Source organism: Piscinibacter defluvii, from assembly GCF_004011805.1.
In the GTDB taxonomy this organism is placed as follows: Bacteria; Pseudomonadota; Gammaproteobacteria; order Burkholderiales; family Burkholderiaceae_C; genus Piscinibacter; species Piscinibacter defluvii.
On record NZ_RCHJ01000020.1, the window covers coordinates 114,054 to 135,944 of the forward strand.

Annotated in this window: 21 protein-coding genes; 15 read left to right on the forward strand and 6 right to left on the reverse strand. The window is 72.5% G+C overall.

Features of this window, described 5'->3' with window-relative positions; translation table 11 throughout:
- Window positions 1–101 precede the first annotated feature (101 nt).
- The 3 genes from D9C15_RS25835 to D9C15_RS25845 all read right to left on the reverse strand — a co-directional run bounded on the left by D9C15_RS25835 (window position 102) and on the right by D9C15_RS25845 (window position 4,714).
- Window positions 102–1,637, reverse strand: a complete 1,536-nt coding sequence (locus tag D9C15_RS25835; protein WP_128001536.1) for an O-linked N-acetylglucosamine transferase, SPINDLY family protein — start codon at window positions 1,635–1,637, stop codon at window positions 102–104.
- Window positions 1,634–3,574, reverse strand: a complete 1,941-nt coding sequence (locus D9C15_RS25840; protein WP_128001538.1) for an O-linked N-acetylglucosamine transferase, SPINDLY family protein — start codon at window positions 3,572–3,574, stop codon at window positions 1,634–1,636. The genes D9C15_RS25835 and D9C15_RS25840 overlap by 4 nt, the downstream gene beginning before the upstream one ends.
- Before the next feature lie 96 nt (window positions 3,575–3,670).
- Window positions 3,671–4,714, reverse strand: coding sequence for a glycosyltransferase (locus D9C15_RS25845; RefSeq protein ID WP_128001540.1), 1,044 nt, complete (start codon window positions 4,712–4,714; stop codon window positions 3,671–3,673).
- Window positions 4,715–5,067: 353 nt separating this feature from the next.
- Here D9C15_RS25845 and D9C15_RS25850 point away from each other — a divergent pair, with 353 nt between their 5' ends.
- A complete protein-coding gene (locus D9C15_RS25850; protein ID WP_128001542.1) occupies window positions 5,068–5,871 on the forward strand; it encodes a flagellin N-terminal helical domain-containing protein in 804 nt (267 codons plus the stop codon).
- 49 nt (window positions 5,872–5,920) lie between these two features.
- Here the strand turns inward: D9C15_RS25850 and D9C15_RS25855 are convergent, their stop codons facing one another.
- Window positions 5,921–7,195 (reverse strand): tetratricopeptide repeat protein, encoded by a 1,275-nt coding sequence (locus tag D9C15_RS25855; protein ID WP_128001544.1) that lies wholly within the window; start codon window positions 7,193–7,195, stop codon window positions 5,921–5,923.
- A 123-nt stretch (window positions 7,196–7,318) separates the two neighbouring features.
- Between D9C15_RS25855 and D9C15_RS25860 the strand changes: the two genes are divergently transcribed.
- Complete coding sequence (locus tag D9C15_RS25860; protein ID WP_128001546.1) at window positions 7,319–8,020, forward strand: glutathione S-transferase N-terminal domain-containing protein; 702 nt, start codon at window positions 7,319–7,321, stop codon at window positions 8,018–8,020.
- Between the two features lie 18 nt (window positions 8,021–8,038).
- Here the strand turns inward: D9C15_RS25860 and D9C15_RS25865 are convergent, their stop codons facing one another.
- On the reverse strand, window positions 8,039–8,461 hold the full coding sequence (locus tag D9C15_RS25865; protein ID WP_128001548.1) for a MarR family winged helix-turn-helix transcriptional regulator: 423 nt from the start codon (window positions 8,459–8,461) through the stop codon (window positions 8,039–8,041).
- 104 nt (window positions 8,462–8,565) lie between these two features.
- Here D9C15_RS25865 and D9C15_RS25870 point away from each other — a divergent pair, with 104 nt between their 5' ends.
- From D9C15_RS25870 to D9C15_RS25900, 7 genes are all read left to right on the forward strand, one after another.
- Window positions 8,566–10,473 (forward strand): FAD-dependent monooxygenase, encoded by a 1,908-nt coding sequence (locus D9C15_RS25870; protein WP_128001550.1) that lies wholly within the window; start codon window positions 8,566–8,568, stop codon window positions 10,471–10,473.
- A gap of 162 nt (window positions 10,474–10,635) precedes the next feature.
- A complete protein-coding gene (locus D9C15_RS25875; RefSeq protein ID WP_128001551.1) occupies window positions 10,636–11,442 on the forward strand; it encodes a flagellin N-terminal helical domain-containing protein in 807 nt (268 codons plus the stop codon).
- 98 nt (window positions 11,443–11,540) lie between these two features.
- Entirely contained in the window at window positions 11,541–12,947 is a 1,407-nt protein-coding gene (gene fliD / locus D9C15_RS25880; protein WP_128001553.1) for a flagellar filament capping protein FliD, read from the forward strand.
- Between the two features lie 93 nt (window positions 12,948–13,040).
- The gene (fliS, locus tag D9C15_RS25885) at window positions 13,041–13,472 is read left to right on the forward strand and encodes a flagellar export chaperone FliS (RefSeq protein ID WP_128001555.1); all 432 of its coding nucleotides are present in this window, start codon (window positions 13,041–13,043) and stop codon (window positions 13,470–13,472) included.
- 23 nt (window positions 13,473–13,495) lie between these two features.
- A complete protein-coding gene (locus tag D9C15_RS25890; RefSeq protein WP_128001601.1) occupies window positions 13,496–13,795 on the forward strand; it encodes a flagellar protein FliT in 300 nt (99 codons plus the stop codon).
- Window positions 13,796–13,816: 21 nt separating this feature from the next.
- Window positions 13,817–14,581 carry a flagellar brake protein gene (locus D9C15_RS25895; protein WP_164886857.1) on the forward strand — a complete coding sequence of 255 codons (765 nt, stop codon included), beginning with the start codon at window positions 13,817–13,819 and terminating at the stop codon, window positions 14,579–14,581.
- Window positions 14,582–14,691: 110 nt separating this feature from the next.
- A complete protein-coding gene (locus D9C15_RS25900) occupies window positions 14,692–14,949 on the forward strand; it encodes a hypothetical protein (RefSeq protein WP_128001558.1) in 258 nt (85 codons plus the stop codon).
- Between the two features lie 8 nt (window positions 14,950–14,957).
- On the opposite strand, the gene fliE is transcribed toward D9C15_RS25900, so the two are convergent.
- Window positions 14,958–15,284 (reverse strand): flagellar hook-basal body complex protein FliE, encoded by a 327-nt coding sequence (gene fliE / locus D9C15_RS25905; RefSeq protein WP_375138821.1) that lies wholly within the window; start codon window positions 15,282–15,284, stop codon window positions 14,958–14,960.
- A 139-nt stretch (window positions 15,285–15,423) separates the two neighbouring features.
- On the opposite strand from fliE, the gene fliF reads away from it, so the two are divergent.
- Genes fliF through D9C15_RS25935 form a run of 6 tightly spaced genes read left to right on the forward strand, consistent with a single transcriptional unit; the run spans window position 15,424 to window position 21,840 of the window.
- The gene (gene fliF, locus D9C15_RS25910; RefSeq protein WP_128001560.1) at window positions 15,424–17,124 is read left to right on the forward strand and encodes a flagellar basal-body MS-ring/collar protein FliF; all 1,701 of its coding nucleotides are present in this window, start codon (window positions 15,424–15,426) and stop codon (window positions 17,122–17,124) included.
- Window positions 17,121–18,125: a flagellar motor switch protein FliG gene (fliG, locus tag D9C15_RS25915; RefSeq protein ID WP_128001562.1), complete on the forward strand. Its 1,005-nt coding sequence runs from the start codon at window positions 17,121–17,123 to the stop codon at window positions 18,123–18,125. Before fliF ends, fliG begins: the two co-directional genes overlap by 4 nt.
- Complete coding sequence (locus D9C15_RS25920; RefSeq protein ID WP_128001564.1) at window positions 18,112–18,843, forward strand: FliH/SctL family protein; 732 nt, start codon at window positions 18,112–18,114, stop codon at window positions 18,841–18,843. Before fliG ends, D9C15_RS25920 begins: the two co-directional genes overlap by 14 nt.
- Window positions 18,840–20,276, forward strand: a complete 1,437-nt coding sequence (gene fliI / locus D9C15_RS25925) for a flagellar protein export ATPase FliI (protein WP_375138822.1) — start codon at window positions 18,840–18,842, stop codon at window positions 20,274–20,276. Before D9C15_RS25920 ends, fliI begins: the two co-directional genes overlap by 4 nt.
- A 17-nt stretch (window positions 20,277–20,293) precedes the next feature.
- Window positions 20,294–20,755, forward strand: coding sequence for a flagellar export protein FliJ (fliJ, locus tag D9C15_RS25930; RefSeq protein ID WP_128001566.1), 462 nt, complete (start codon window positions 20,294–20,296; stop codon window positions 20,753–20,755).
- Between the two features lie 5 nt (window positions 20,756–20,760).
- A complete protein-coding gene (locus tag D9C15_RS25935) occupies window positions 20,761–21,840 on the forward strand; it encodes a flagellar hook-length control protein FliK (RefSeq protein ID WP_128001568.1) in 1,080 nt (359 codons plus the stop codon).
- Window positions 21,841–21,891 lie beyond the last annotated feature (51 nt).

Below are 21,891 nucleotides of genomic sequence, written 5' to 3' on the forward strand. Positions count from 1 at the left end.
CGCCGGCGAGCACATCCTGGCCGGAAGTGAGACGAAATCGATGCTTCGCCGGGCCTGGCCGGCGTCCCCGGCACCTGGGCGGCAAGGGCCCTCGCGAGGCGCTACGCCGGCAGCGCCACCGGCGCCAGGCCGGCGCAGGCACGCTCCCACAGCCGTTCGCACAGGGCCTCGAAGTCGCGGGCGTAGCCGGCGCCGTCGAACAGCGTGCAGCTGTCGCGCTGCGCGAGCAGCTGGGCGCGGCGCGCCGCGCGTGCCGCCGGGTCGCGCGCCAGTGCGACGGCGAGGCGCTCGTAGGCGTCCGCGTCCGCGGCCACCAGGTCGCCCTGCCCGGCGGCCTGCAGCAGGCTGGGCGCGACACGCTGCGCGAAGGTCGGACCGATGGTCGTGACCACCGGCACGCCGCACCACAGCGCCTCGCCGGCGGTGGTGTGCGCGCCGCAGGGCCAGGCGTCGAGGAACAGGTCGGCACAGGCCAGGCGCGAGAGATGCTGCGCCAGCGGCAGCAGCGGCGCGAAGCACAGGCGCTCGGGGCCGATGCCCCGCGCGCGCGCGGCGGCCGTCAGCGTGCTGCGCACGTTGGCGTTCCACTCCAGCAGCCACAGCACCGCGCCGGGCACCTGGCGCAGCACGGCGCACCAGCGCTCGAACACGCCTTCCGAGATCTTGTAGGCCTGGTGGAAGCCGGCCAGCAGCGGCCCGCCCGCGGGGGCGCCCCAGTCGGCGCGCGTCGACGGCTCGGGCCGCGCGCGGTGCGCGTCGTTGGGCTGGTAGCAGCGTGGCAGCTGGGCGATGACCTCGCTGTAATGCGCGGCGTGCTCGAGCGGCGTGACGATGCGGTCGCCGACGATGTAGTCGAGGTAGTCCGCCCCGCTGGTGCCGGGAAAGGCCAGCCAGTTCAGCTGCAGCGGCGCCGGCCGCGCGGCCAGCACCGGCAGCAGGGTGCCGTCGGTCGCGCCCTTGGCGTCGACCAGGATGTCGACGCCCAGCGCGCGGATGCGCTGCGCGATCGCGGCGTGGTCCAGCCCGCGCACGTCGACGAAACGTTCGACGCCGCGGCGCAGCCGCTCGCGCAGCGCGCTGCCGTCGTCCGGCCCGGCGGATACCAGCGTCACCTCGAAGCGCGCGCGGTCGTGGCTCTCGAGCAACTGCGCCATCAGCTGCGCCGTGGCGTGCTGGTAGAAGTCGGCCGACAGGTAGGCGAGGTGGATGCGCCGGCGGCGCTGCGCCCGCCGCGGCGGCAGCGGCCGGACGAGCCGGGCGCAGAAGCGCGCGTAGTGCTCGGCCACGCGCCGGATCGCCATCGGATCGCCGGACAGCACGGCGTGCACGAAGGGGTTGACCTGCAGCGCGGCGCCGGCCGGCTGCGCGGCGATCGCCGCCTCCAGCGCCGCCCAGTCCTGCGCAGCGGGGCCCCAGCGGCAGCCTTCGCGTTCCAGGTAGACCAGCAGCCCGCGCGCGAACAGCGCCTCGGGAAAGCCGAGCGTCACCGCGGTGCGGATGCACTCGGCAGCCTCGAGCTTCATGCCGGCGTCGCGGAAGGCCACGCCGAGGCGGTAGTGGGTCGGTGCGTCGTCGATCTTGCGTGCCAGTGCCTGCATGCAGGCCTCGATGACGGCGCGGGGAGCCTGCGGCGTCATGCGGGCAGCAGATGTTCGGGCAGCAGGCCGGCGGTCGCACGCGCCCACATGCGCTCGTACAGCGCCTCCAGGTCGCGCGCGAAGCGGGCACCGTCGAACAGCGGGCTGGTCGTGCGCTGCGCCGCCAGATGCTCGCGCAGCGCGGCGCGGCGCGCCGGGTCGGCGCACAAGGCGCGCACGGTGGCCTCGTAGCCGGCTTCGCTCTCGCACACCAGCTCGGGCAGCGCCACGGCATGCAGCAGGCTGGCGGCGACCCGCTGCGCGAAGGTCGGGCCGATCAGCGTCACCACCGGCACGCCGCACCACAGCGCCTCGCCGGCGGTGGTGTGGGCGTTGCACGGCCAGGCGTCGAGGTAGAGGTCGGCACAGGCCAGGCGCGACAGGTGCTCCTCCAGCGGCAGCATCGGCGCGAAGCACAGCCGCTGCGGGTCGAGGCCACGCGCGCGCGCGGCGGCTTCCAGCGAGGCCTGCACGTTGGCGTTCCAGCGCAGCAGCCACAGCACCGCGCCGGGAATGGCGTGCAGCAGCGCGCACCAGCGGTCGAACACCGCCTCCGAGATCTTGTAGGACTGGTGGAAGCCGCACAGCAGCGGCACGCCCTCGGGCGCACCCCAGTCGCTGCGCCGCGACGGGCGCGGCAGCGCGCGCTGTGCGTCGTTGGGCTGGTAGCACACCGGCATCAGCGCCAGCTTCTCGCTGAAATGCGCCGCGTGCGCCGGCGGCGTGACGATCGCATCGCCGATCAGGTAGTCCACCTCGGCCATGCCGCTGCTGCCGGGAAAGCCGAGCCAGCTCACCTGCAGCGGCGCCGGGCGCATCGCCGTCACCGGCATCAGCGTGCCGTGCGTCGCGCCCTTCACGTCGACCAGGATGTCGATCTCGCGCGCGCGGATGCGCTGCGCCATCGCGGCGTGGGTCAGGCCGCGCAGGTCCTCGAAGTGCTCGGACGCGGCGGCGATGCGCGCGCGCATCGCGCTGGCGTCGTCCGCGCCGGCCGAGAACAGCGTCACCTCGACACGCGTGCGGTCGTGGCACTCGAGCATCTGCGCCATCAGCTGGCTGGTGGCGTGCTGGTGGAAGTCGGACGACAGGTAGCCGATGCGCAGCCGGCCGCCATGCGCCTTCGCGGCGCGGCGCGGCAGCGGCGCCACGCGGCCGGCCACGTGGCGGGCGTACAGGCGCGCGACCTTCAGCACCTCGGCCGGGTCGTCGACCAGCACCGCGTGCGGGAAGGCGCCGGTCTCGCAGCGCATGTCGTCGGGTGCCGCCTGCACCGCCGCGCGCAGGCGCGCCATCTCCTCGCGCGCCTGCGGCCAGCGGCAGGCCTCGCGTTCGAGGAACAGCAGCTGCGCCCGCGCCGACAGCTCGCTGGTGTCCAGCCCGAGCAGCAGGGCGGTGCGCACGCATTCGGCGGCCTCGGCCTTCAGCCCCTTGTCCTTGAACGACATGCCGAGCCGGAAGTGCACCACGCCGTCGTCGATCTTCAGCGCCAGCGCCTGCATGAAGGCGGCGATCGCCTCGTCGTGGCGGTGGCAGCGCTGCAGCGCGACGCCGAGCGAGACCCAGTAGGGCGCGTCGCGCAGCGCCTCGTTCGGCAGCGCGAGCAGGCACTGCGCCGCCTCGGCCGCACGGCCGCGCTCGAGCAGCGCATGCGACTCGAGCGTGTAGGCGAGCGTCAGCGCCGGGCGATGGCGGCGCAGGCCGGCGGCGCGCTGCGCGGCGACGTCGGACCGGCCGGCCTTGATGAAGGCATGCGCGGCGGCCAGGCCGTAGGCCTCGTCGCCATGCAGCGAGAAGGCCTGCTCGAACTCGAGCGCGGCCTGCGGCCAGTGGTCGCGCTCGGCGGCGGCCTGGCCGTCGCGCCACTTGCGGTGTGCGCGCTGCTGCGCCGGGCTGGCGGGTTGCGGGTCGGCGGGCGGAGGCAGGGTGAGGGCCATGGTGCGCCGAGTGTGGCGGGGCCGGCCCGGCCGCACGCGCGAAATAGCGCCGGGCGGGTGGCGCAATTCGGCCTCATCGGCCGGTATCGGCCGGACTCAATCCCGCTTGAGGGCGCGCTCGCGCCAGCCCGCCGCCTCGGCGCCGCGCCCGAGGCTCTGGTAGAAGGCCGCCAGGTTGTGCGCGGCCAGGAAGCTGCCGCGCCCGGCCACGCTGTCCGGCAGCTCGGGCCGCTCGCCGATCTGCACGGCGCGCAGCCAGCTCGACTCGATCAGCGGCAGCAGTTCGCCGGCCTGGGCCGGTGAGGCCAGCGCCCGGTCGAGCAGCAGGTCGCCGAGCGTGAAGAAGAAGTCGGGCGAGCCCTGCCAGTGCGGCATCTCCGCCTCGGCCAGCGCCGCGGCCCGCTCGAAGCGGGCGCATTTCTTCAGCGTGAACAGCAGGCGCAGCACCAGGTCGTGCCGCCAGGCGGCGCGGGTGGCGCCGCGTGCGTGCGCCTCTTCGTAATGCGGCAGCGCCTCGGCGAAGCGCCCGCGCACCTCCAGGTCCTTGCCGAGCTGGTAATGGTAGTAGGGGTCGCCGCCGCTTTCGTGCAGCGCGCGTCGCAACAGCGCCTCGTTGCGGCCCTGCTTGGCGGCCTGCTGCGCGGCGAGGTAGCCGTCGTGGCCGATGTCGAGCGCGAGCCGCATGCGCGGCAGCGCGCCGGCCGGCTGCTCGTGGATGCGCCCCTCGTAGGCCACGCCGCGCGGCAGCACGCGCGGCAGCCAGCTCGGCGCGGCCTGCACGCCGCCGGCCGCATCGACCGCGCTGACCACGCGCACCAGGCCGATCGCGTCGGCCGGCCGCGCGCGCAGTGCGGCCAGCGACTCGGCGCCGCGGTCGATCCACTCGTCGGCGTCGAGCACCAGGCGCCAGGGGGCCTCGGTCAGTGCCAGCGCCTGGTTGCGCGCCCAGGCGAAGTCGTCGCGCCAGCTGCCCTGCACCACACGCGCGCCGGCCGCGGCGGCCAGCGCGGGCGTTGCGTCGCGCGAGCCGGTGTCCAGCACCACCATCTCGTCGACATGCGCGCGCGCGCTGGCGAGGCAGCGCTGGATGCAGCGGGCCTCGTCGCGCACGATCATCACCAGGGCGAGGGCGTTCGACATGAGAGCGCCATTGTCCGGCGCCGGCTGGCGCAACAAGTTGTAGCCGGTCTCCCGATCAGACCGGTCCGACGCGTGCTATTTCCACGATCGCGCGCTTGACGCGGCGGCGCGCTTGCCGGTGGGTCTGCAAATCGACCCTCAAGTTCCGCCGCGCGCGCTCCGATAAGCCTCGCAACGGTTCCGGTCTCGGGGCCGTGTCCGGTTAGACGGCCAATGGTTGAGCAGCTGTTGATCTGCACGACACAACGGACGGCTGGCGCGGGCAGTGTCGGTGTGCGGGGCGACCCGCCACGTGCACAGGCAGTGGCCGGCGTTTCGGGCCGGGAGTGTTATCAACTGACAGGAGTCATATCATGCCCATGACCATCAACACCAACGTGGCCTCGTTGAATGCGCAGCGCAACAGCACGTCTTCGCAGGTCTCGCTGAACACCTCGCTGCAGCGCCTCTCGTCGGGCCTGCGCATCAACTCGTCGAAGGACGACGCCGCCGGCCTGGCGATCGCCGACCGGATGAACGCGCAGATCCGCGGCATCAACGTCGCCGTGCGCAACGCCAACGACGGCATCTCGCTGGCGCAGACGGCCGAAGGCGCGCTGTCCACCGTGACCGACGTGCTGCAGCGCATGCGCGAACTCGCCGTGCAGGCCCAGAACGGCAGCAACGGCACCAGCGACCGCACGAACCTCGACACGGAATACCAACAGCTGTCGCAGGAAATCACGCGCATCGCGAACCAGACCAAGTTCAACGGCACGGCCATCGTCGGCTCGGGCGCCGGTGCGAACGTGTTCCAGGTCGGCGCCAACAACGGCGACACGCTGACGATCACGACCAGCCAGGTCTCGACCGTCGCGGGCGACCTGACCAGCGTGGCCAACGCCTCGACCGCGGTCTCGGCGATCGACACCGCGCTGGACACGATCACCACCAGCCGCGCCGTCTACGGTGCCGCGATGAACCGCTTCCAGTTCGCGATCCAGAACCTGCAGATCACCGGCGAGAACCAGAGCGCCGCGCGCGGCCGCATCATGGACGCCGACTTCGCGCAGGAGACGGCGAACCTGTCGCGTGCCCAGATCCTGCAGCAGGCCGGCACGGCGATGGTGGCGCAGGCCAACCAGCTGCCGCAGCAGGTGCTGTCGCTGCTGCGCTGAACCCGCAGCCGCTCGGCAGGAAGGCCGCCCTCGGGCGGCCTTTTCCGTTTCAGCCCCGCCGCACGAACGCACGCTCGCGCTGCAGCGCGTCGGCCAGGCCGGCGTCGCCGCCGCGCCGGGTGGCCTCGATCAGCGTCAGGTCGATCAGGTCGCGCTGCGCATGGCTGCCGCCGAAGCGGTGCGCCACCGGGCGGACCTCGCGCAGGCGTCGCGCCGCCTCGGCATGGCGGCCGAGCGCGAAGTCGTGGATCGCGAGCGTCGCGGGATGGCCCACGTCGCGCAGGAAGGCCGCGTTGTCGCCGGCCTGCTGCAGCGCCTCGCGCTGGGCCTCGAGCAGGCGCCGTGCGTCGGCCATGCGGTCGGCCCCGACGAAGGCCAGCATCGCGTGGAAGTCGTTGAAGGCATAGGCGCTGCCCTCGCTGGCCGCCGCCCAGCGCGTGGCCAGGGCCTGCCAGCGCTCGCCCACCGGCACGCCGCGCAGCTGCAGGCGCCACAGCAGCGCCGAGGCATCGATCATGTCCAGCACCACCGGCGAGGCCGTGCCGAGCACGCGCTCGTCGAGCAGCGTGAACACCTCGTCGAGCTGGTCGAGCCCGAGGTGGAACAGCGCCAGGTGCCACCAGTTGTGCACCGCGAAGAAGCTGCCCTCGCTCCAGTGCGCGCTGTCGCGGCGCAGCCAGGCGATGCCCTCGCTGCGGCGGCCCTGCATCTCCAGCACGTGGGCGACGGCATGCCAGCCCCAGCCGTCGTGCGGCTCGAGCTCGACGCTGCGCCGGCCCAGGCGCTCGGCGCGGGCGTAGTCGGCCGTCTCCTCGAGCCCGAAGGCGAGCATGGCCAGCACCGCATGGTGGCCCGGCATGCCCTCGTGCCAGTGCGACTCGGCCCGCGCGATGCGGTCGCGCAGCATGCGCGAGCGGCCGGTGAAGAAGTCGACCTGGTGGCCGACCTGCAGCGCCAGCAGGTCGTGCGGATAGCGGATCGACAGGTCCTCGAGCACGCGGCCGGCCTCGTGCCAGCGGCCTTGCGCCAGGCAGCCGGCCGCACGCACGTGCAGCGCCTCGCGCTCGTCGGCCGGCAGCATCGCGGCGCGCGCCTGGGCGTCGCGCGCGGCGGCCAGGCCGGCGGGCTCGGTGCCCAGCAGGTTCAGGTAGGCCACCAGCACATGCGCCATCGTCATGCGGGGGGCCTGCTCGAGGGCGGCCATCGCGGCGGCCAGCGGGTCGCCGCGGTAGCAGCGCAGAAGTGCGCAGGCGGCGTCGAAATGCTCGGCGGCCGCGGCATTCGCGCCGCTCAGGGAATGACCGTGCAGGTCTCGGATCGTCATCGGGGGCTCCATCGGTGCCCGCGGCGACATGCCGCAGGCTGTGTGGGAGGCACTTACGGAACGCGCCGCCGGAAAGGATGCACCCCCGGCACGATTTGCGCGCCGCCCGCAGAATGACGCGCCATGAACGACCTGTCCGCCTTTCCCATCACCCGCAAGTGGCCGGCGCGCCACCCCGACCGCCTGCAGCTGTATTCGCTGCCCACGCCCAACGGCGTGAAGGTCTCGATCATGCTGGAGGAGACCGGGCTGCCGTACGAGCCGCACCGGGTCGACTTCGGCACCAACGACCAGCTCTCGCCCGAGTTCCTGTCGCTCAACCCGAACAACAAGATCCCGGCCATCCTCGACCCCGACGGGCCGAACGGCGCGCCCTTCGCGCTGTTCGAATCCGGCGCGATCCTGGTCTACCTGGCCGCCAAGACCGGGCAGCTGATGCCGGACGATGCGGCCGGCCGCTTCGAGACGCTGCAGTGGCTGATGTTCCAGATGGGCGGCATCGGGCCGATGTTCGGCCAGGTGGGCTTCTTCCACAAGTTCGCCGGGCGGGAGTGGGAGGACAAGCGCACGCGCGACCGCTACCTGGCCGAGTCGAAGCGGCTGCTGGCGGTGCTCGATCAGCGCCTGGTCGGGCGCGCGTGGATCATGGGCGACGCGTATTCGATCGCCGACATCGCCACCTTCCCCTGGGTGCGCAACCTGGTGGGCTTCTACGGCGCCGGCGAGCTGGTGGGCTTCGATGCCTTCACGCAGGTGCGGCGCGTGCTCGACGCCTTCCTCGCGCGGCCGGCGGTGCAGCGCGGGCTGACGATCCCGGCCGCCTGAACGACGGCCCGCCGGCCGTCAGCCCAGGCCGAGCGCCTTGCGCGCCAGCGCGAGGAAGGCGGTGCGCTCGGCGCGCGACAGCGGCGCCAGGATCTCCGCCTGCAGGTCCTCCACCACCGGCCGGCAGGCGGCCAGCAGCCGCCGGCCCGCGGCCGTCGGGTGCAGCAGACGCGCGCGGCGGTCCTCGGCGCTGACCACACGCTCGACCAGGCCCTTCTGCTCCAGCCGGTCGATCACGCCGCCGATCGTGGCGCGGTCGAAGCTGATGGTCGCGGCCAGGCTGGCCTGGTCGATGCCCGGCTGCCCCGCGATGGCGTCGAGCGCTGCGAACTGCACCGAGGTGAGGTCGAAACCCGCCGCCTGCGTGCGGGCCTGGAAGACCTGCGTCGACTGCTGATGCAGCCGGCGGATCAGGTGCCCGGCCATCTCGATCCTGTCCATGCGCGCCTCCGTGCGCCGCCGCGTGCCTTGACGGCTTTTAGTATGCATGCATATTATATGAATGCAAACTTCAACCCTGCGGCGCTTCGCCCGGAGGAGACCCCATGCAGTTCCACGTCGACGGCTTCCGGCCCGGGGATCCCGATGTCGCGCCCGCGGCGCCGGGCCACCGCCGCCCGGGCGACCCCCTGCCCGAGACGGTGGACGTGCTGATCGCCGGCGCCGGGCCGGCCGGGCTGTGCCTGGCCGCGCAGCTCGCCCGCGTGCCGCGGATCCGCACGCTGCTGGTCGAGCCCAAGGCCGGGCCGATGGAGAAGGGCCAGGCCGACGGCATCAGCGTGCGCTCGATGGAGATGTTCCAGGCCTTCGGCTTCGCCGAGAAGGTCATGCGCGAGTCGGTCTGGATCAACGAGACCACCTTCTGGGCGCCCGCGGCCGACACGCCCCTGGCCCGCGTCGCCCGCGTGCAGGACGTGCCCGACGGCATTTCCGAGATGCCCCACGTGCTGATCAACCAGGCGCGGGTGCACGACATGTACCTCGACCTGATGCGCCGCTCGCCGACCCGGCTCGAGCCGGACTACGGCCTGAAGGTGGCCGACCTGCATGTCGACCCAGGCGCCACCGACCACCCGGTGACGGTCCGGCTGGAACACACCACGCCGGGCTGCGAGGGGCAGTCCGCCACCGTGCGCGCCCGCTACGTCGTCGGCTGCGACGGCGCCCGCTCGACCGTGCGCAGCGCCATCGGCGGCGCCTTGCACGGCGACGCGGCGCACCAGGCCTGGGGCGTGATGGACGTGCTGGCCGTCACCGACTTCCCCGACTGGCGCATGAAGTCCTTCGTGCGCTCGCGCGACGAGGGCATCCTGATGGTGCTGCCGCGCGAGGGCGGGCACCTCGTGCGCCTGTATGTCGAACTCGACCGCCTCGGCGAACACGAGCGCGTCGCCGACCGAGGCATGGGCGCCGCGGACATCATCGCCAAGGCGCAGCGCATCTTCCGGCCCTTCGCGCTCGACGTGAAGGAGGTGGTCTGGTGGTCGATCTACGAGATCGGCCACCGGCTGACCGACAAGTTCGACGACGTGCCGCCCGATCAGGTGGCCACGCGCACGCCGCGCGTGATGCTGGCCGGCGACGCCTGCCACACGCACAGCCCCAAGGCCGGACAGGGCATGAACGTGTCGATGGGCGACACCTTCAACCTCGGCTGGAAGCTGGTCGCGGTGCTGACCGGCCGCGCCGATGCGGCCCTGCTGCACAGCTATTCCGCCGAGCGGCGCGCCGCCGCCCAGGGGCTGGTGGAGTTCGACCACAAGTGGGCCCGGCTGGTCGGCGCCCGCGCCGAGGACGATGGCGCGGACGGGCTGCCGCGCGTGGCGCGCGAGTTCGTCAACAACCTGCCGTTCACCTGCGGCCTGACGATCCGGCACGAGCGCAGCGCACTGACCGGCGCGCCGGCGCACCAGCACCTGGCCAGCGGCTTCGAGATCGGCAAGCGCTTCCACTCGGCACCGGTGGTGCGCCTGGCCGATGCCCGGCCGATGCACCTGGGCCACTGCATCGAAGCCGATGCGCGCTTCCGGCTCTTCCTGTTCGCGCCCGCGGGCGACACCGGCGCCCCGGGCGGTGCGGTCGCCGCGCTGTGCGACTGGCTCGAACACGACCCGGCCTCGCCGCTGCGCCGCCACACCGGGCCGGGCGAGGACGTGGACGCGGTGATCGACACCCGGGCCGTGTTCCAGCAGGGCTTCAGGGCGCTCGACCACGGCGCCCTGCCGACGCTGCTGCGCCCGCATGTCGGCCGCTACGGCCTGTGTGACTACGAGAAGGCCTTCTGCGCCGACCTGAAGCGCGGCGAGGACATCTTCGCGCTGCGCGGCGTGGACCGCGGCGCCGGCTGCGTGGTGGTGGTGCGCCCGGACCAGTATGTCGGCCATGTCCTCCCGCTCGGGGCGCGCGCCGAGCTGGCGGCGTACTTCGCGGCGATCCTGCGCGTGCGCGGCTGACGGTCCGGCGGCGCGGAACTGGCGGGCCAAGCCCGGCCTTTTCGCGCGATGGTCGCCCACGCCGCTGCCGAAGAATCCGTCTGACAGGCCGCACCTCGGCGCCAGGCCTGAAGCAGCCGGTCGGAATGCCCGGCCGGAAACGGATTCTTCAGGAGTGCCACCATGCCGCAGACCATCAACACCAACGTCGCATCGCTGAACGCGCAGCGCAACCTGACCACCTCGCAGAGCTCGCTGTCGACCTCGATGCAGCGGCTCTCCTCGGGCCTGCGCGTCAACTCCGCCAAGGACGACGCGGCCGGCCTGGCCATCGCCGACCGGATGAATGCGCAGATCCGCGGCATCAACGTCGCGATCCGCAACGCCAACGACGGCATCTCGCTGGCGCAGACCGCCGAAGGCGCGCTGGCCACCGTGACCGACGTGCTGCAGCGCATGCGCGAGCTCGCCGTGCAGGCCCTGAACGGCAGCAACGGCACCAGCGACCGCGCCAACCTCGACACCGAGTTCCAGCAGCTCTCGGCCGAGATCACGCGCGTGGCCACGCAGACCAAGTTCAACGGCACGGCGATCGTCGGCTCGGGGGCCGGCGCGCAGGTGTTCCAGGTCGGCGCCAACAACGGCGACACGATGGTGATCACCACCGCCCAGGTGGCCACCGTCACCGGTGACGTTCTGACCACCGCGACCGCGTCGACCGCGATGGCCGCGATCGACACCGCGCTGGACACGATCACGACCAACCGCGCCGTCTACGGTGCCGCGATGAGCCGCTTCCAGTTCGCCATCAGCAACCTGCAGATCACCGGCGAGAACCAGAGCGCCGCACGCGGCCGCATCATGGACGCTGATTTCGCAGCGGAGACCGCGAACTTGTCGCGTGCGCAGATCCTGCAGCAGGCCGGCACCGCGATGGTGGCGCAGGCCAACCAGCTGCCGCAGCAGGTGCTGCAGCTGCTCAGGGGCTAAAGATCCCGGCCCGTCGGCCGATAGAGCGTCGAAGCAGGGCGCCGGGCGAGCTCCGCACTCGCGCCGGCGCCCGTGTGCTTTCCTGAGGAGATTCCGCGATGGCCACCAGTTCCTCGATCAGCTCGCTCGGCGTCGGCAGCGGCCTGGACGTCAACTCGATCATCACCGGCCTGATGGCCATCGAGCGCCGCCCGCTGAACAACCTGGAAAGCGCCGAGAAGACGATCAACACGCAGATCTCCGAGGTCGGCAAGATCAAGAGCGCGCTGTCCAAGTTCCGCGACCTGGCCGGCAAGCTGGCCGGCACGGACTTCTGGAAGCAGACCACCGGCAGCTCGGGCAGCACGGCGGTGGGCGTCACCACCGACGGCAACGCGAGCACCGGCAGCTACAGCGTGCAGGTGAACGCGCTGGCCAGCGCGCAGTCGATCGCGACCTCGGCCTACGCCTCCAGCAGCGCGCTGGTGGGCGCCGGCACGCTGACCCTCGAGACGGGCACCTGGGGTGCCGGCCAGACCAGCTTCACCGGCAGCGCCAGCACCGCCGTCGAGATCACGGCCGACGACACGCTCGCTTCGGTGCGCGACAAGATCAACGCGTCGGGCGCGGCGGTCACCGCCAGCATCCTGAGCGACGCGAACGGCGCGCGCCTGGTGATCCGCTCCAAGGACACCGGCGCGGCGAACGCCTTCCGCACCAGCGTCAGCGCCGGCGGGCCGAGCGCGCTCGCCTACGACCCCTCCTCCGGGGTGAACAACGCCACCCGCTCGCAGACCGCCGCCGACGCGTCGGCCACGATCAACGGCCTCGCGGTCACGTCGGCCTCGAACTCGCTGGTCAACGTGCTGGACGGCATGACGCTGACGCTCAACGAGGTCACCACGACGGCGGTGACGGTGAACGTCAAGTCCGACACCGAGGCGATGAAGAAGACGCTGCAGGACTTCGCCGCCGCCTACTCCGAGCTGACCAAGCTGATCGCCACCGACACCAAGTACGACGCCACCAGCAAGAGCGCCGGCCCGCTGCAGGGCGACGGCGCCATCGTCGGCCTGCAGAACCGCCTGCGCGCGATGCTGGGCGCCAGCAGCGGCGCCTCGAGCGCGTACACGCGGCTGTCCGACGTCGGCTTCGAGATCCAGCGCGACGGCAGCCTGAGCGTCAACGCCACCCGGCTCGACAAGGCGCTGGCCAACCTGCCCGAGCTGAAGAAGCTGTTCGCCAACTCGAGCACCACCGACGCCAGCCTGGACGGCTTCGGCAAGCGCTTCCGCGTGTTCGCCAGCGACGTGCTGGGCGTGGACGGCACGCTCACCACGCGCAGCGACGGCCTGGCCGAGAAGCTCAAGCGCAACCAGGACGCGCAGGAGCGCCTGGAGGACCGCCTGGCGCAGGTGCAGAAGCGCCTGGAGGCGCAGTACACCGCGCTGGACGCGCAGATGGGCAAGCTCAACGGCCTGTCGAGCTACGTGACGCAGCAGATCGCCGCCTGGAACAAGGCCTGATCCGCCGTCCAATCCCGGGGGGCCGCCCGCTCAAGTGAGACGTGGCGCGGTCGATATTCAAGGCAATCCACAACGCACCACGAGAGGCCCCCGATGTTCGCCGCCACGTTTGCACCGATGCGCGCCGCCGGCTCGCCGGCTTCGGCCTACGCCCAGGTCGGCCTCGAGACCGCGATGAACAGCGCGACGCCGCACAAGCTGATCGAGCTGCTGTTCGACGGCTACCGCGACGCGATCGCCCGGGCGCGCGGCGCGCTGCGCAACGGCCAGATCGAGGCCAAGGCGCGCGCCATCAGCCATGCCGCGCGCATCGTCGAGGAGGGCCTGAAGGCCGGCCTGAACCTGGCCGACGGCGGCCAGATCGCCGCCGACCTGAACGCGCTGTACGCCTACATCGGCGCGCGCCTGACGCACGCCAACCTGCACAACGACGAGGCCGCGCTGGACGAATGCGCGCGCCTGATCGAGCCGGTGCACGCGGCCTGGGTGGAGATCGGCCCGCGCGTGCACGCGATCGCCCAATGAACCTCAGACTCACGACGACGATCATGGGCTCGCAACTGCTCAGCTACTACGAAGCCATCGAACGCGCCAGCCAGGACATGCTGGAGGCGGCGCGCAACGGCAACTGGGACCAGGTGGTCAAGCTCGAGGGCGCCTGCGCCCTGCTGATCTCCCAGCTCAAGCACGCGGCCGGCAGCCGCGCGCTGGGCGAGGACGAGGCGCAGCTGAAGTCGCGCATCATGCAGCGCATCCTGGTCAACGACGCCGAGATCCGCCACCTCGCCGAACCCTGGCTCGAGCAGATCGACGACATGCTCGCCGGCCGTCCCAAGACCGTGCACTGACCCCGCCCCCCGAGTCCACCCATGGCCCAGGACACCCTGCCCATGCCGCTGGAGTCGCTGTCCGCCGCGCACGGCGGGCTGGACGAGTTCCGCATCACCGCGCCGCGCGAGGTGACCGCGATGCTCAAGCAGTTCCAGGACGGCAACGTGCTGCTGAACCTGAACGGCAGCAACGGCGCGATGCTCGCCACCACCTTGTGGTCGCTGGACACCGCGCGCGGCCAGCTCAGCTTCAGCGCCGACGCCAACGCGCCGGTGACGCAGCAGCTGGTCGAGTGCGAGGAGGCGATCGCGGTCGGCTACCTCGACAGCATCAAGGTGCAGTTCGACCTGCACGGCCTGGTGCTGGTGCGCGGCGCCTCGGGCTGCGCGATCGGCGCGCGCATGCCGCGCGAGGTGTTCCGCTTCCAGCGCCGCAACGCCTTCCGCGTGCGCCCGCTGCTGCGCAGCTCGCCGCTGGCGCGGGTGCGCCACCCGGCCATTGCCGAGATGCAGCTCGCGCTGCGCGTGATCGATGTCTCGATCGGCGGCTGCGCACTGTTCCTGCCCGACGACGTGCCGCCGATGGCCGCCGGCATGCTGATGAACCAGGTGCAGATCGACCTCGACCCGGACACACGGCTGCTCGCCGACCTGCGGCTGCTGCACGTGACCGCGCTGAACCCGGAGTCGCGCGGTGCGCGCCTGGGCTGCGAGTTCGTCAAGCCCGGCGCCGACATGCAGCGCGCGCTGCAGCGCTTCATCGACCAGACCCAGAAGCGGCGCCGGCTGATGAGCCTGGACTAGGCGCCGGGCGTGGTTTCTTCACGCCTCGTTACAACTCGGGGGAAACACCCCTCAAGTCCGGCCACCGGATGCCGATGCTGATGCCATAGCGTCTTCTCAAGGAGCGCAACATGAGCGTCAACAACGTCACCGGCGTCGGACGTGTCGTGCTGCCCACCACGGCCAGCCGACCGCAGGATGCCCCCGCGCAGCCCCGCACGAGCGAGGCGCACACCGTCGTGCAGGTCGACGAGACCACGCAGCAGCCCATTCCGCCGCGCTTTCCGTGGCTGAGCCGGCTGGCGCGCGAGCTCGAGCCGGCCTCCAAGCAGCCGTCGCCCTACGGCAACGTACCGATCCTGGGAGAGAAGCTGGACAAGGAAGCCTGAGCAGTTGCTCAGACTTGCATGTTCATGATTTCGCTGTAGGCCGCCACAAGGCGGTTGCGCACCGTCAGCGTGGCCTGGAAGCCGACCTGCGCCTTCTGCATCGCCACCATGGTCTCTTCCAGGCTCACCGAGGGGTTGTCGAGCTGCACCTCGCGCTGCAGCCGGCTCGCCTCGGTCTGCGCCTTGCTCACCGAACCGAGCGCCTGCGTCAGCGCCTGCTGGAAACCGCCGCCGTCGGCCACGCGCGCGCCGGATTTCAGCGGCTGGCCATTGGTGGCCAGGCCGGCACGGGCCGCGGCCTGAGCGAAATCGAAGGGCTTGAGGGTGACGTTCACGGTCGTTCTCCTGTCGAGCATCCTACTGGGCGCCCTGCGGCCCGGTGGCGCGAACTGGGCGGGATCGGCCCGCCTGTTCGCGCCATTCGCAGCGCTCAAGTTCTCGAACAATCGGTTTCGATCGAACGACCGATTGCCCATGGACAACGCTGTCGCCCCCCGCCCTGGTTCCACCGACCTGCCGCTCGTCCAGCCGGCCGGCTTCGGCGCGCGCCTGGCCGCGCTGCCGACGAAGCAGAAGGCCTCGCTCGGCTTCGGCATCGCCGCGCTGCTGGCCCTCGTCGTCGCCATGACGCTGTGGAAGAGCGAAGGCGACTACAAGGTGCTGTACGCCAATCTGTCCGACAAGGACGGCGGCGCGATCATCGCCCAGCTGTCGCAGATGAACGTGCCGTACAAGCATGCCGACGGCGGCGCCGCGATCCTGGTGCCGGCCACCAAGGTGCACGACGTGCGCCTGAAGCTCGCCGCCGCCGGCCTGCCCAAGGGCTCGGTGGTGGGCTACGAGCTGATGGACGGCGCGCGTTTCGGGCAGACCCAGTTCCAGGAGCGACTGACCTTCCAGCGCGGCCTGGAGGGCGAGCTGACCCGCTCGATCACCGCGCTGGCGGCGGTGGAGAACGCCCGCGTGCACCTGGCGCTGCCGAACCAGAACGGCTTCTTCCGCGAGCAGCAGAAACCCACCGCCTCGGTGATGCTGACGCTCTACCCCGGCCGCACGCTGGAGCGCGCGCAGATCGCCGGCATCGTGCACCTGGTCTCCTCCAGCGTGCCGGAGATGAACCCCAAGGCCGTCAGCGTGCTGGACCAGACCGGCGCGCTGCTGACCGGCGACCAGGCCAACCCGCAGGCCGGGCTGGACGCCCAGCAGCTGCAGTACGTGGCGCAGGTCGAGGCCGGCTACCAGAAGCGCATCTTCGAGCTGCTCGAGCCGCTGGTCGGGCGCGACAACCTGCGCGCCACGGTCACCGCCGACGTCGACTTCTCGCAGACCGAGGCCACCGCCGAGGAATTTGCGCCCAACCAGGGTGCCAATGCGCAGATCGCGATCCGCAGCCAGCAGGTCAGCGAGAGCACCGGCAGCGCCGGCGCCGGCCCTTCGGGCGTGCCGGGCGCGGCCACCAACCAGCCGCCGGTGCCGGCCACCGCGCCGCTGGCCGGCGCCTCCGGGCCGCTGCAGGCTGCCCAGGCCGGCGGGAACGGTGCCATGGGCTCGAGCCGGCGCGACGCGGTGACCAACTACGAGGTCGACAAGACGGTGCGCGTGACGCGCAACGCCACCGGCACCGTCAAGCGACTGAACGCCGCGGTGGTGGTGAACCACCGCAGCAACACCGACGCCAAGGGCAAGACCACGACCACCCCGCTGTCCCAGGACGAGATCGCCAAGCTGACCGCGCTGGTGCAGGAGAGCATCGGCTTCAAGCAGGACCGCGGCGACTCGGTCAAGGTGATCAACGCACCCTTCCGCGCCGACCCGGCCGTCAAGGAGGAGCCGCTGCCGCTGTGGAAGCAGCCGGAGATCCTCGACCTGCTGCGCGCCGCCGCGGTGCCCGCCAGCCTCGTGCTGGTGGCGCTGCTGGTGTTCTTCGGCATGATCCGCCCGGCCGTCAAGGCCGCCACCGCCCCGCCGCCGTCGCCGGCCCCGGGTGCGCAGCTCGACGCGGTGGTCGACGACGACAACGCCCTGCCCGGCGCGACCGAAGCCGGTGCGCTGGCCGCGCTGCCGGCGCCCAGGAGCAACGAGAACCTCGACACCGCCCGCGCGCTGGCCAAGGAGAACCCGGCCATCGTCGCCAACATCGTGCGCGGCTGGGTCAACGGAGAAGCCGTCACATGAGTGGCAAGGACGATCAAGGGATCGAGGACGCGGCGATCCTGCTGATGTCGCTCGGCGAGGAGGAGGCCGCCGAGGTCTTCAAGCACCTCGCGCCCAAGGAGGTGCAGAAGCTCGGCGAGACGATCGCCCGGCTGAAGGCCATCCCGCGCGAGCGGGTCGACGGCGTGCTGGAGAAGTTCAACGCGGTGGCCGGCGAGCAGAGCATGCTCGTGACCGACACCGACGAGTACGTCAAGTCGGTGCTGCGCAAGGCGCTCGGCGAGGACAAGGCCAACCTGCTGATCGACCGCATCCTGCAGGGCAGCGACGTCACCGGCATCGAGAGCCTGAAGTGGATGGACCCGGGCTCGGTGGCCGAGCTGCTGCGCAACGAGCACCCGCAGATCGTCGCGGCGATCCTGGTGCACCTGGACAACGACCAGGCGAGCCAGGTGCTCAAGGCGCTGCCCGAGCGGCAGCGCAACGAGGTGGTGATCCGCATCGCCACGCTGGACGGCATCCAGCCCTCGGCGCTGAAGGATCTCAACGAGGTGATGAGCAAGGTGCTGGCCGGCGGCGACCGGCTGAAGAAGGCCTCGCTGGGCGGCGCCAAGTCGGCCGCCGAGATGATCAACCTGATGGGCAGCTCCGTCGAGACCGCCGTGCTCGACTACATCCGCGAGGCGGACAACGAGCTGGCGCAGAAGATCATGGACAACATGTTCACCTTCGACGACCTGGAGAAGATCGACGACAAGGGCATCCAGGCGCTGCTCAAGGAAGTGCAGAGCGAGTCGCTGGTCATCGCGCTGAAGGGCGCCACGCCGGAGATGCGCGAGAAGGTGTTCAAGAACATGTCCAGCCGCGCCGCCGAGACGCTGCGCGAGGACCTCGAGTCGCGCGGCCCGGTGCGGGTCAGCGAGGTCGAGTCCGAGCAGAAGGAGATGCTGAAGATCGTCCGCCGCCTGGCCGACGAAGGTCAGATCGTGCTGGGCGGCGGCGGCGACGATGAGTTCCTCTAAGCCGGTCCCGCCGCTGCGCAACGTGCCGCCGCCGGCCGGCGGCAAGCCGGCCAGCGTCTACGCACGTTTCATTCCGCGCGAGGAGCTGTCCTCGTTCTCGGCCTGGATGCCGGGCTCGCTGAACGGCGAGGAGGCGGCCGCCGCGCCCGAGGAGCCGGCCGAGCCGCAGAAGAGCGCCGAGGAGCTGCTGGCCGAGCAGCTGCGCGCGGCGCGCCAGGGCGGCTACCACGACGGCTACCGCGACGGGCTCGCGGCGCTGGAGAACTTCAAGCAGAGCTTCGCCTCGCAGGCCACCGCGCAGGTGGGCGCGCTGATGCAGTCCTACGCGACGCAGCTCGACGCGCTGCAGCAGGACATGGCGCGCGCGCTGGCCGCCTCGGCGGTGGCGCTGGCGCGCCAGGTGGTGCGCGGCGAGCTGGTGCAGCAGCCGCAGCTGGTGGCCGTGGTCGCCGAGGAGGCGCTCGGCGCGCTGATGCTGAGCGCGCGCCACGTCACCGTGCGCGTGCATCCGGACGACGAGCCGCTGGTCGCGCAGGGCGCCGGCGAGCTGCTCGACGCACGCGGCGCGCGCCTGGTGGCCGACCCCGCGGTCACGCGCGGCGGCTGCCTGGTCGAGAGCGACATCGGCATCGTCGACGCGAGCATCGAGTCGCGCTGGCGTCGCGCCGCCGCGGCGCTCGGCTCGGAAGAGCCGTTCGAGCCGGAGGCCGCGCCATGATGAACGGCAGCGTCGAGGCGAACGCGCTCAAGGTCACCGAGTACTGGCAGCGCTACCTGCGCGACCTGCGCAGCTTCGCCTCGGAACCGGTGCCGCTGGAGAACGTCGGCCGCCTGGTGCGCGTGGCCGGCCTGGTGCTCGAGTGCGCCGGGCTGCGCGTGCCGGTCGGTTCGGTGTGCGAGATCCACGACGACGGCCGGCCCGAGGGCCAGCCGCCGGTCACCGCCGAGGTGGTGGGCTTCAACGGCGACCGCGCCTACCTGATGCCCACCGGCGACATCCACGGCCTGGCCAGCGGCGCGCGGGTGATCCCGCGCCCGACGCCGGTGGTGCCGCTGATCCTCGGCGCCGGGCGCCACCCCTGGCGCCGCAGCGAGGACCGCACGCTGCACCTGCCGGTGGGCGACGGGCTGCTGGGCCGCGTGGTCGATTCGCACGGCCACCCGCTCGATCGGCAGGGCCCGATCCGCGAGGTGCACAACGAGCCGCTGATCCGCCGCCCGATCAACGCGATGGACCGCGAGCCGGTGCGCCAGGCGCTGGACACCGGCGTGCGCGCGATCAACGCGATGCTCACCGTCGGGCGCGGCCAGCGCATCGGCCTGTTCGCCGGCACCGGCGTGGGCAAGTCGGTGCTGCTCGGCATGATGGCGCGCTACACCGCGGCCGACGTGATCGTGGTCGGCCTGATCGGCGAGCGCGGCCGCGAGGTGAAGGAGTTCATCGAGGACATCCTCGGCCCGGAGGGCCGCGCGCGCAGCGTGGTGGTGGCCGCGCCGGCCGACGCGCCGCCGCTGGTGCGCCTGCAGGGCGCGAACTACGCCACCGCGGTGGCCGAGCACTTCCGCGACCGCGGGATGAACGTGCTGCTGCTGATGGACTCGCTGACGCGTTATGCGATGGCGCAGCGCGAGATCGCGCTGGCGATCGGCGAACCGCCGGCCACCAAGGGCTACCCGCCGAGCTGCTTCGCCAAGCTGCCGCAGCTGGTGGAGCGCAGCGGCAACGGCGTGGCCGGCGGCGGCTCGATCACCGCCTTCTACACCGTGCTGGCCGAGGGCGACGACACCAACGACCCGATCGCCGACGCGGCGCGCGGCATCCTCGACGGCCACATCGTGCTCTCGCGCGAGCTGGCCGAGGCGGGGCACTACCCGGCCATCGACATCGAGAAGTCGGTCTCGCGCGTGATGGGCAACGTGGTGCCGCAGCCGCACGTGGAGGCGGCGCGGCGCTTCCGCCAGCTGCTCGCGAAGTTCAACAAGGCCCGCGACCTGATCCAGCTCGGCGCCTACGCGCCCGGCCACGACGCCGAGCTCGACACCGCGGTGCGCCTGCACGAGCCGATGCGCACGCTGCTGCAGCAGGACATGCACGAGCCCGCGTCGCTGGCGGCGAGCCTGCGCCAGCTGCGCACGGTGGTGGGTGGATGACACGGACGACCTGAACCATGCCGGAACTCAAGCCCCTGATGGCCCTGCTCGAGCAGGCCGAACGCGAGCGCGACGAGGCGCAGCAGCGCCACCGCCAGGCGCTGGCCCAGGCCAACGCGGCGCAGGACCAGGCCGAGCAGCTGCTCGCCTACCGGCGCGACTGCGAGCAGCGCTGGGGTGCGCGCTCCGGCGCGGCCGGCGAGATCGGCCAGGTGCACTGCTACCACGGCTTCGTCACGCGGCTGTCGCAGGCGGTGGAGCACCAGGCCCGCGTGGCCAACCATGCCGCCGGCCAGACCGAACGGGCTGCCCAGGTGCTGCAGCAGCACGAGCTGCGCGTGGCCTCGGTGCGCAAGCTGATCGAGCGGCGCGTGCAGGAGCTGCAGCGCCGCGGCGCCCGCCTCGAGCAGCGCCTGACCGACGAGTTCGCCGCGCGCGCCGCCTGGAACCGGCTCGCCGCCGCCACCACCCGCTTCTGACCGCCATGGCCCTCCAGATCGCCCCCACCCTGCCGAGCAACGCCCCGCCGCAGAGCACCGCGCCCGGCCCCGCCGAGACCGGCGAGGACAGCGGCTTCGCGCGCCTGCTGCACGGCCAGACCAGCGGCCCCGGGGTCGGCGACGACGACGCCGACGCCGCGACGGGCGAGGCCACCCCGGCCGCGACCGCCGCCGCGCCGGACGAGCCCGCCGATCCGGCCGCCGTGCTGGACCCGAGCCTCGCGCACTGGCTGGCCGGCCTGCACCTGCCGGCGCCCCCCGACGCCCCCCCGCCGGGCCGCGCGACCACGCCGGGCGGCGCAGGGTCCGAGGAGAGCGGCGAATCGCTCGCGGGCGTCGTCGCCGGCAGCCCGCGTCCGGCCGGGCCCCGCGGGCTGGCCGAACGCGGGCCTGTCGAACGCGGTCTGCCCGAGCGCGGCACGGCCGACCCGCGCGCCGCTGCCGCGCGCGAGCCGGCCGCCGCCACCGGCCTGCCGCGGGCCGCCGCCGAGCCGCACGAGGCCGTGGCCGCTGCGGCCCACGACCCGGCGCCGCGCAACGCCCCGATCGAACTGCCGGCCGCGCTGAACGTCGGCGCGCCCCCGCCGGTGTCGGCAACATCCGCCCTGACCGCTCCGGCGGCCGCGGCGCCGGTCGACGTGGCACTGCCCCTGGGCCCGGCCGATGCCGGCTTCGGCGAGGCCGTCGCCACCCAGGTCAGCCTGCTTGCCCGCGACGGCGTGCAGCAGGCCGAGCTGCACCTGAACCCGGCCGAGACCGGTCCGGTGTCGGTGCAGATCGTGCTGGAGGGCACGCAGGCGCGCATCGACTTCGGCGCCGACGCGCTGCCGACGCGCCAGGCCATCGAGGGCAGCCTGCCGGAGCTGGCCGCTGCGCTGCGCGAGGAAGGCCTCACGCTGTCCGGCGGCGGGGTCTCGGAGCACGCCCGCGGCCGCCACGAGCCGCCGGCCGAACCGGGCGCCGGCGGCACGCCGCGGCGCGGCGCGGCGCCCGCCGACGCCACCGCGCCGGTGCGCAGCGTGCAGATTGCACGTGCCGGCGGCGGGCTGGACCTGTACGCCTGACCTGCGCGGCGCCGCCGCCGCGCCGGAGTGGCCGGCCTTCCGCCCCCTTAT

What these genes read in the sequence shown, in the direction of transcription:
- D9C15_RS25835 (WP_128001536.1), bottom strand. Translation starts at nt 1,637, where the DNA reads ATGACGCCGCAGGCTCCCCGCGCCGTCATCGAGGCCTGCATGCAGGCA.
- D9C15_RS25840 (WP_128001538.1), bottom strand. Translation starts at nt 3,574, where the DNA reads ATGGCCCTCACCCTGCCTCCGCCCGCCGACCCGCAACCCGCCAGCCCG.
- D9C15_RS25845 (WP_128001540.1), bottom strand. Translation starts at nt 4,714, where the DNA reads ATGTCGAACGCCCTCGCCCTGGTGATGATCGTGCGCGACGAGGCCCGC.
- D9C15_RS25850 (WP_128001542.1), top strand. Translation starts at nt 5,068, where the DNA reads ATGCCCATGACCATCAACACCAACGTGGCCTCGTTGAATGCGCAGCGC.
- D9C15_RS25855 (WP_128001544.1), bottom strand. Translation starts at nt 7,195, where the DNA reads ATGACGATCCGAGACCTGCACGGTCATTCCCTGAGCGGCGCGAATGCC.
- D9C15_RS25860 (WP_128001546.1), top strand. Translation starts at nt 7,319, where the DNA reads ATGAACGACCTGTCCGCCTTTCCCATCACCCGCAAGTGGCCGGCGCGC.
- D9C15_RS25865 (WP_128001548.1), bottom strand. Translation starts at nt 8,461, where the DNA reads ATGGACAGGATCGAGATGGCCGGGCACCTGATCCGCCGGCTGCATCAG.
- D9C15_RS25870 (WP_128001550.1), top strand. Translation starts at nt 8,566, where the DNA reads ATGCAGTTCCACGTCGACGGCTTCCGGCCCGGGGATCCCGATGTCGCG.
- D9C15_RS25875 (WP_128001551.1), top strand. Translation starts at nt 10,636, where the DNA reads ATGCCGCAGACCATCAACACCAACGTCGCATCGCTGAACGCGCAGCGC.
- fliD (WP_128001553.1), top strand. Translation starts at nt 11,541, where the DNA reads ATGGCCACCAGTTCCTCGATCAGCTCGCTCGGCGTCGGCAGCGGCCTG.
- fliS (WP_128001555.1), top strand. Translation starts at nt 13,041, where the DNA reads ATGTTCGCCGCCACGTTTGCACCGATGCGCGCCGCCGGCTCGCCGGCT.
- D9C15_RS25890 (WP_128001601.1), top strand. Translation starts at nt 13,496, where the DNA reads ATGGGCTCGCAACTGCTCAGCTACTACGAAGCCATCGAACGCGCCAGC.
- D9C15_RS25895 (WP_164886857.1), top strand. Translation starts at nt 13,817, where the DNA reads ATGGCCCAGGACACCCTGCCCATGCCGCTGGAGTCGCTGTCCGCCGCG.
- D9C15_RS25900 (WP_128001558.1), top strand. Translation starts at nt 14,692, where the DNA reads ATGAGCGTCAACAACGTCACCGGCGTCGGACGTGTCGTGCTGCCCACC.
- fliF (WP_128001560.1), top strand. Translation starts at nt 15,424, where the DNA reads ATGGACAACGCTGTCGCCCCCCGCCCTGGTTCCACCGACCTGCCGCTC.
- fliG (WP_128001562.1), top strand. Translation starts at nt 17,121, where the DNA reads ATGAGTGGCAAGGACGATCAAGGGATCGAGGACGCGGCGATCCTGCTG.
- D9C15_RS25920 (WP_128001564.1), top strand. Translation starts at nt 18,112, where the DNA reads ATGAGTTCCTCTAAGCCGGTCCCGCCGCTGCGCAACGTGCCGCCGCCG.
- fliI (WP_375138822.1), top strand. Translation starts at nt 18,840, where the DNA reads ATGATGAACGGCAGCGTCGAGGCGAACGCGCTCAAGGTCACCGAGTAC.
- fliJ (WP_128001566.1), top strand. Translation starts at nt 20,294, where the DNA reads ATGCCGGAACTCAAGCCCCTGATGGCCCTGCTCGAGCAGGCCGAACGC.
- D9C15_RS25935 (WP_128001568.1), top strand. Translation starts at nt 20,761, where the DNA reads ATGGCCCTCCAGATCGCCCCCACCCTGCCGAGCAACGCCCCGCCGCAG.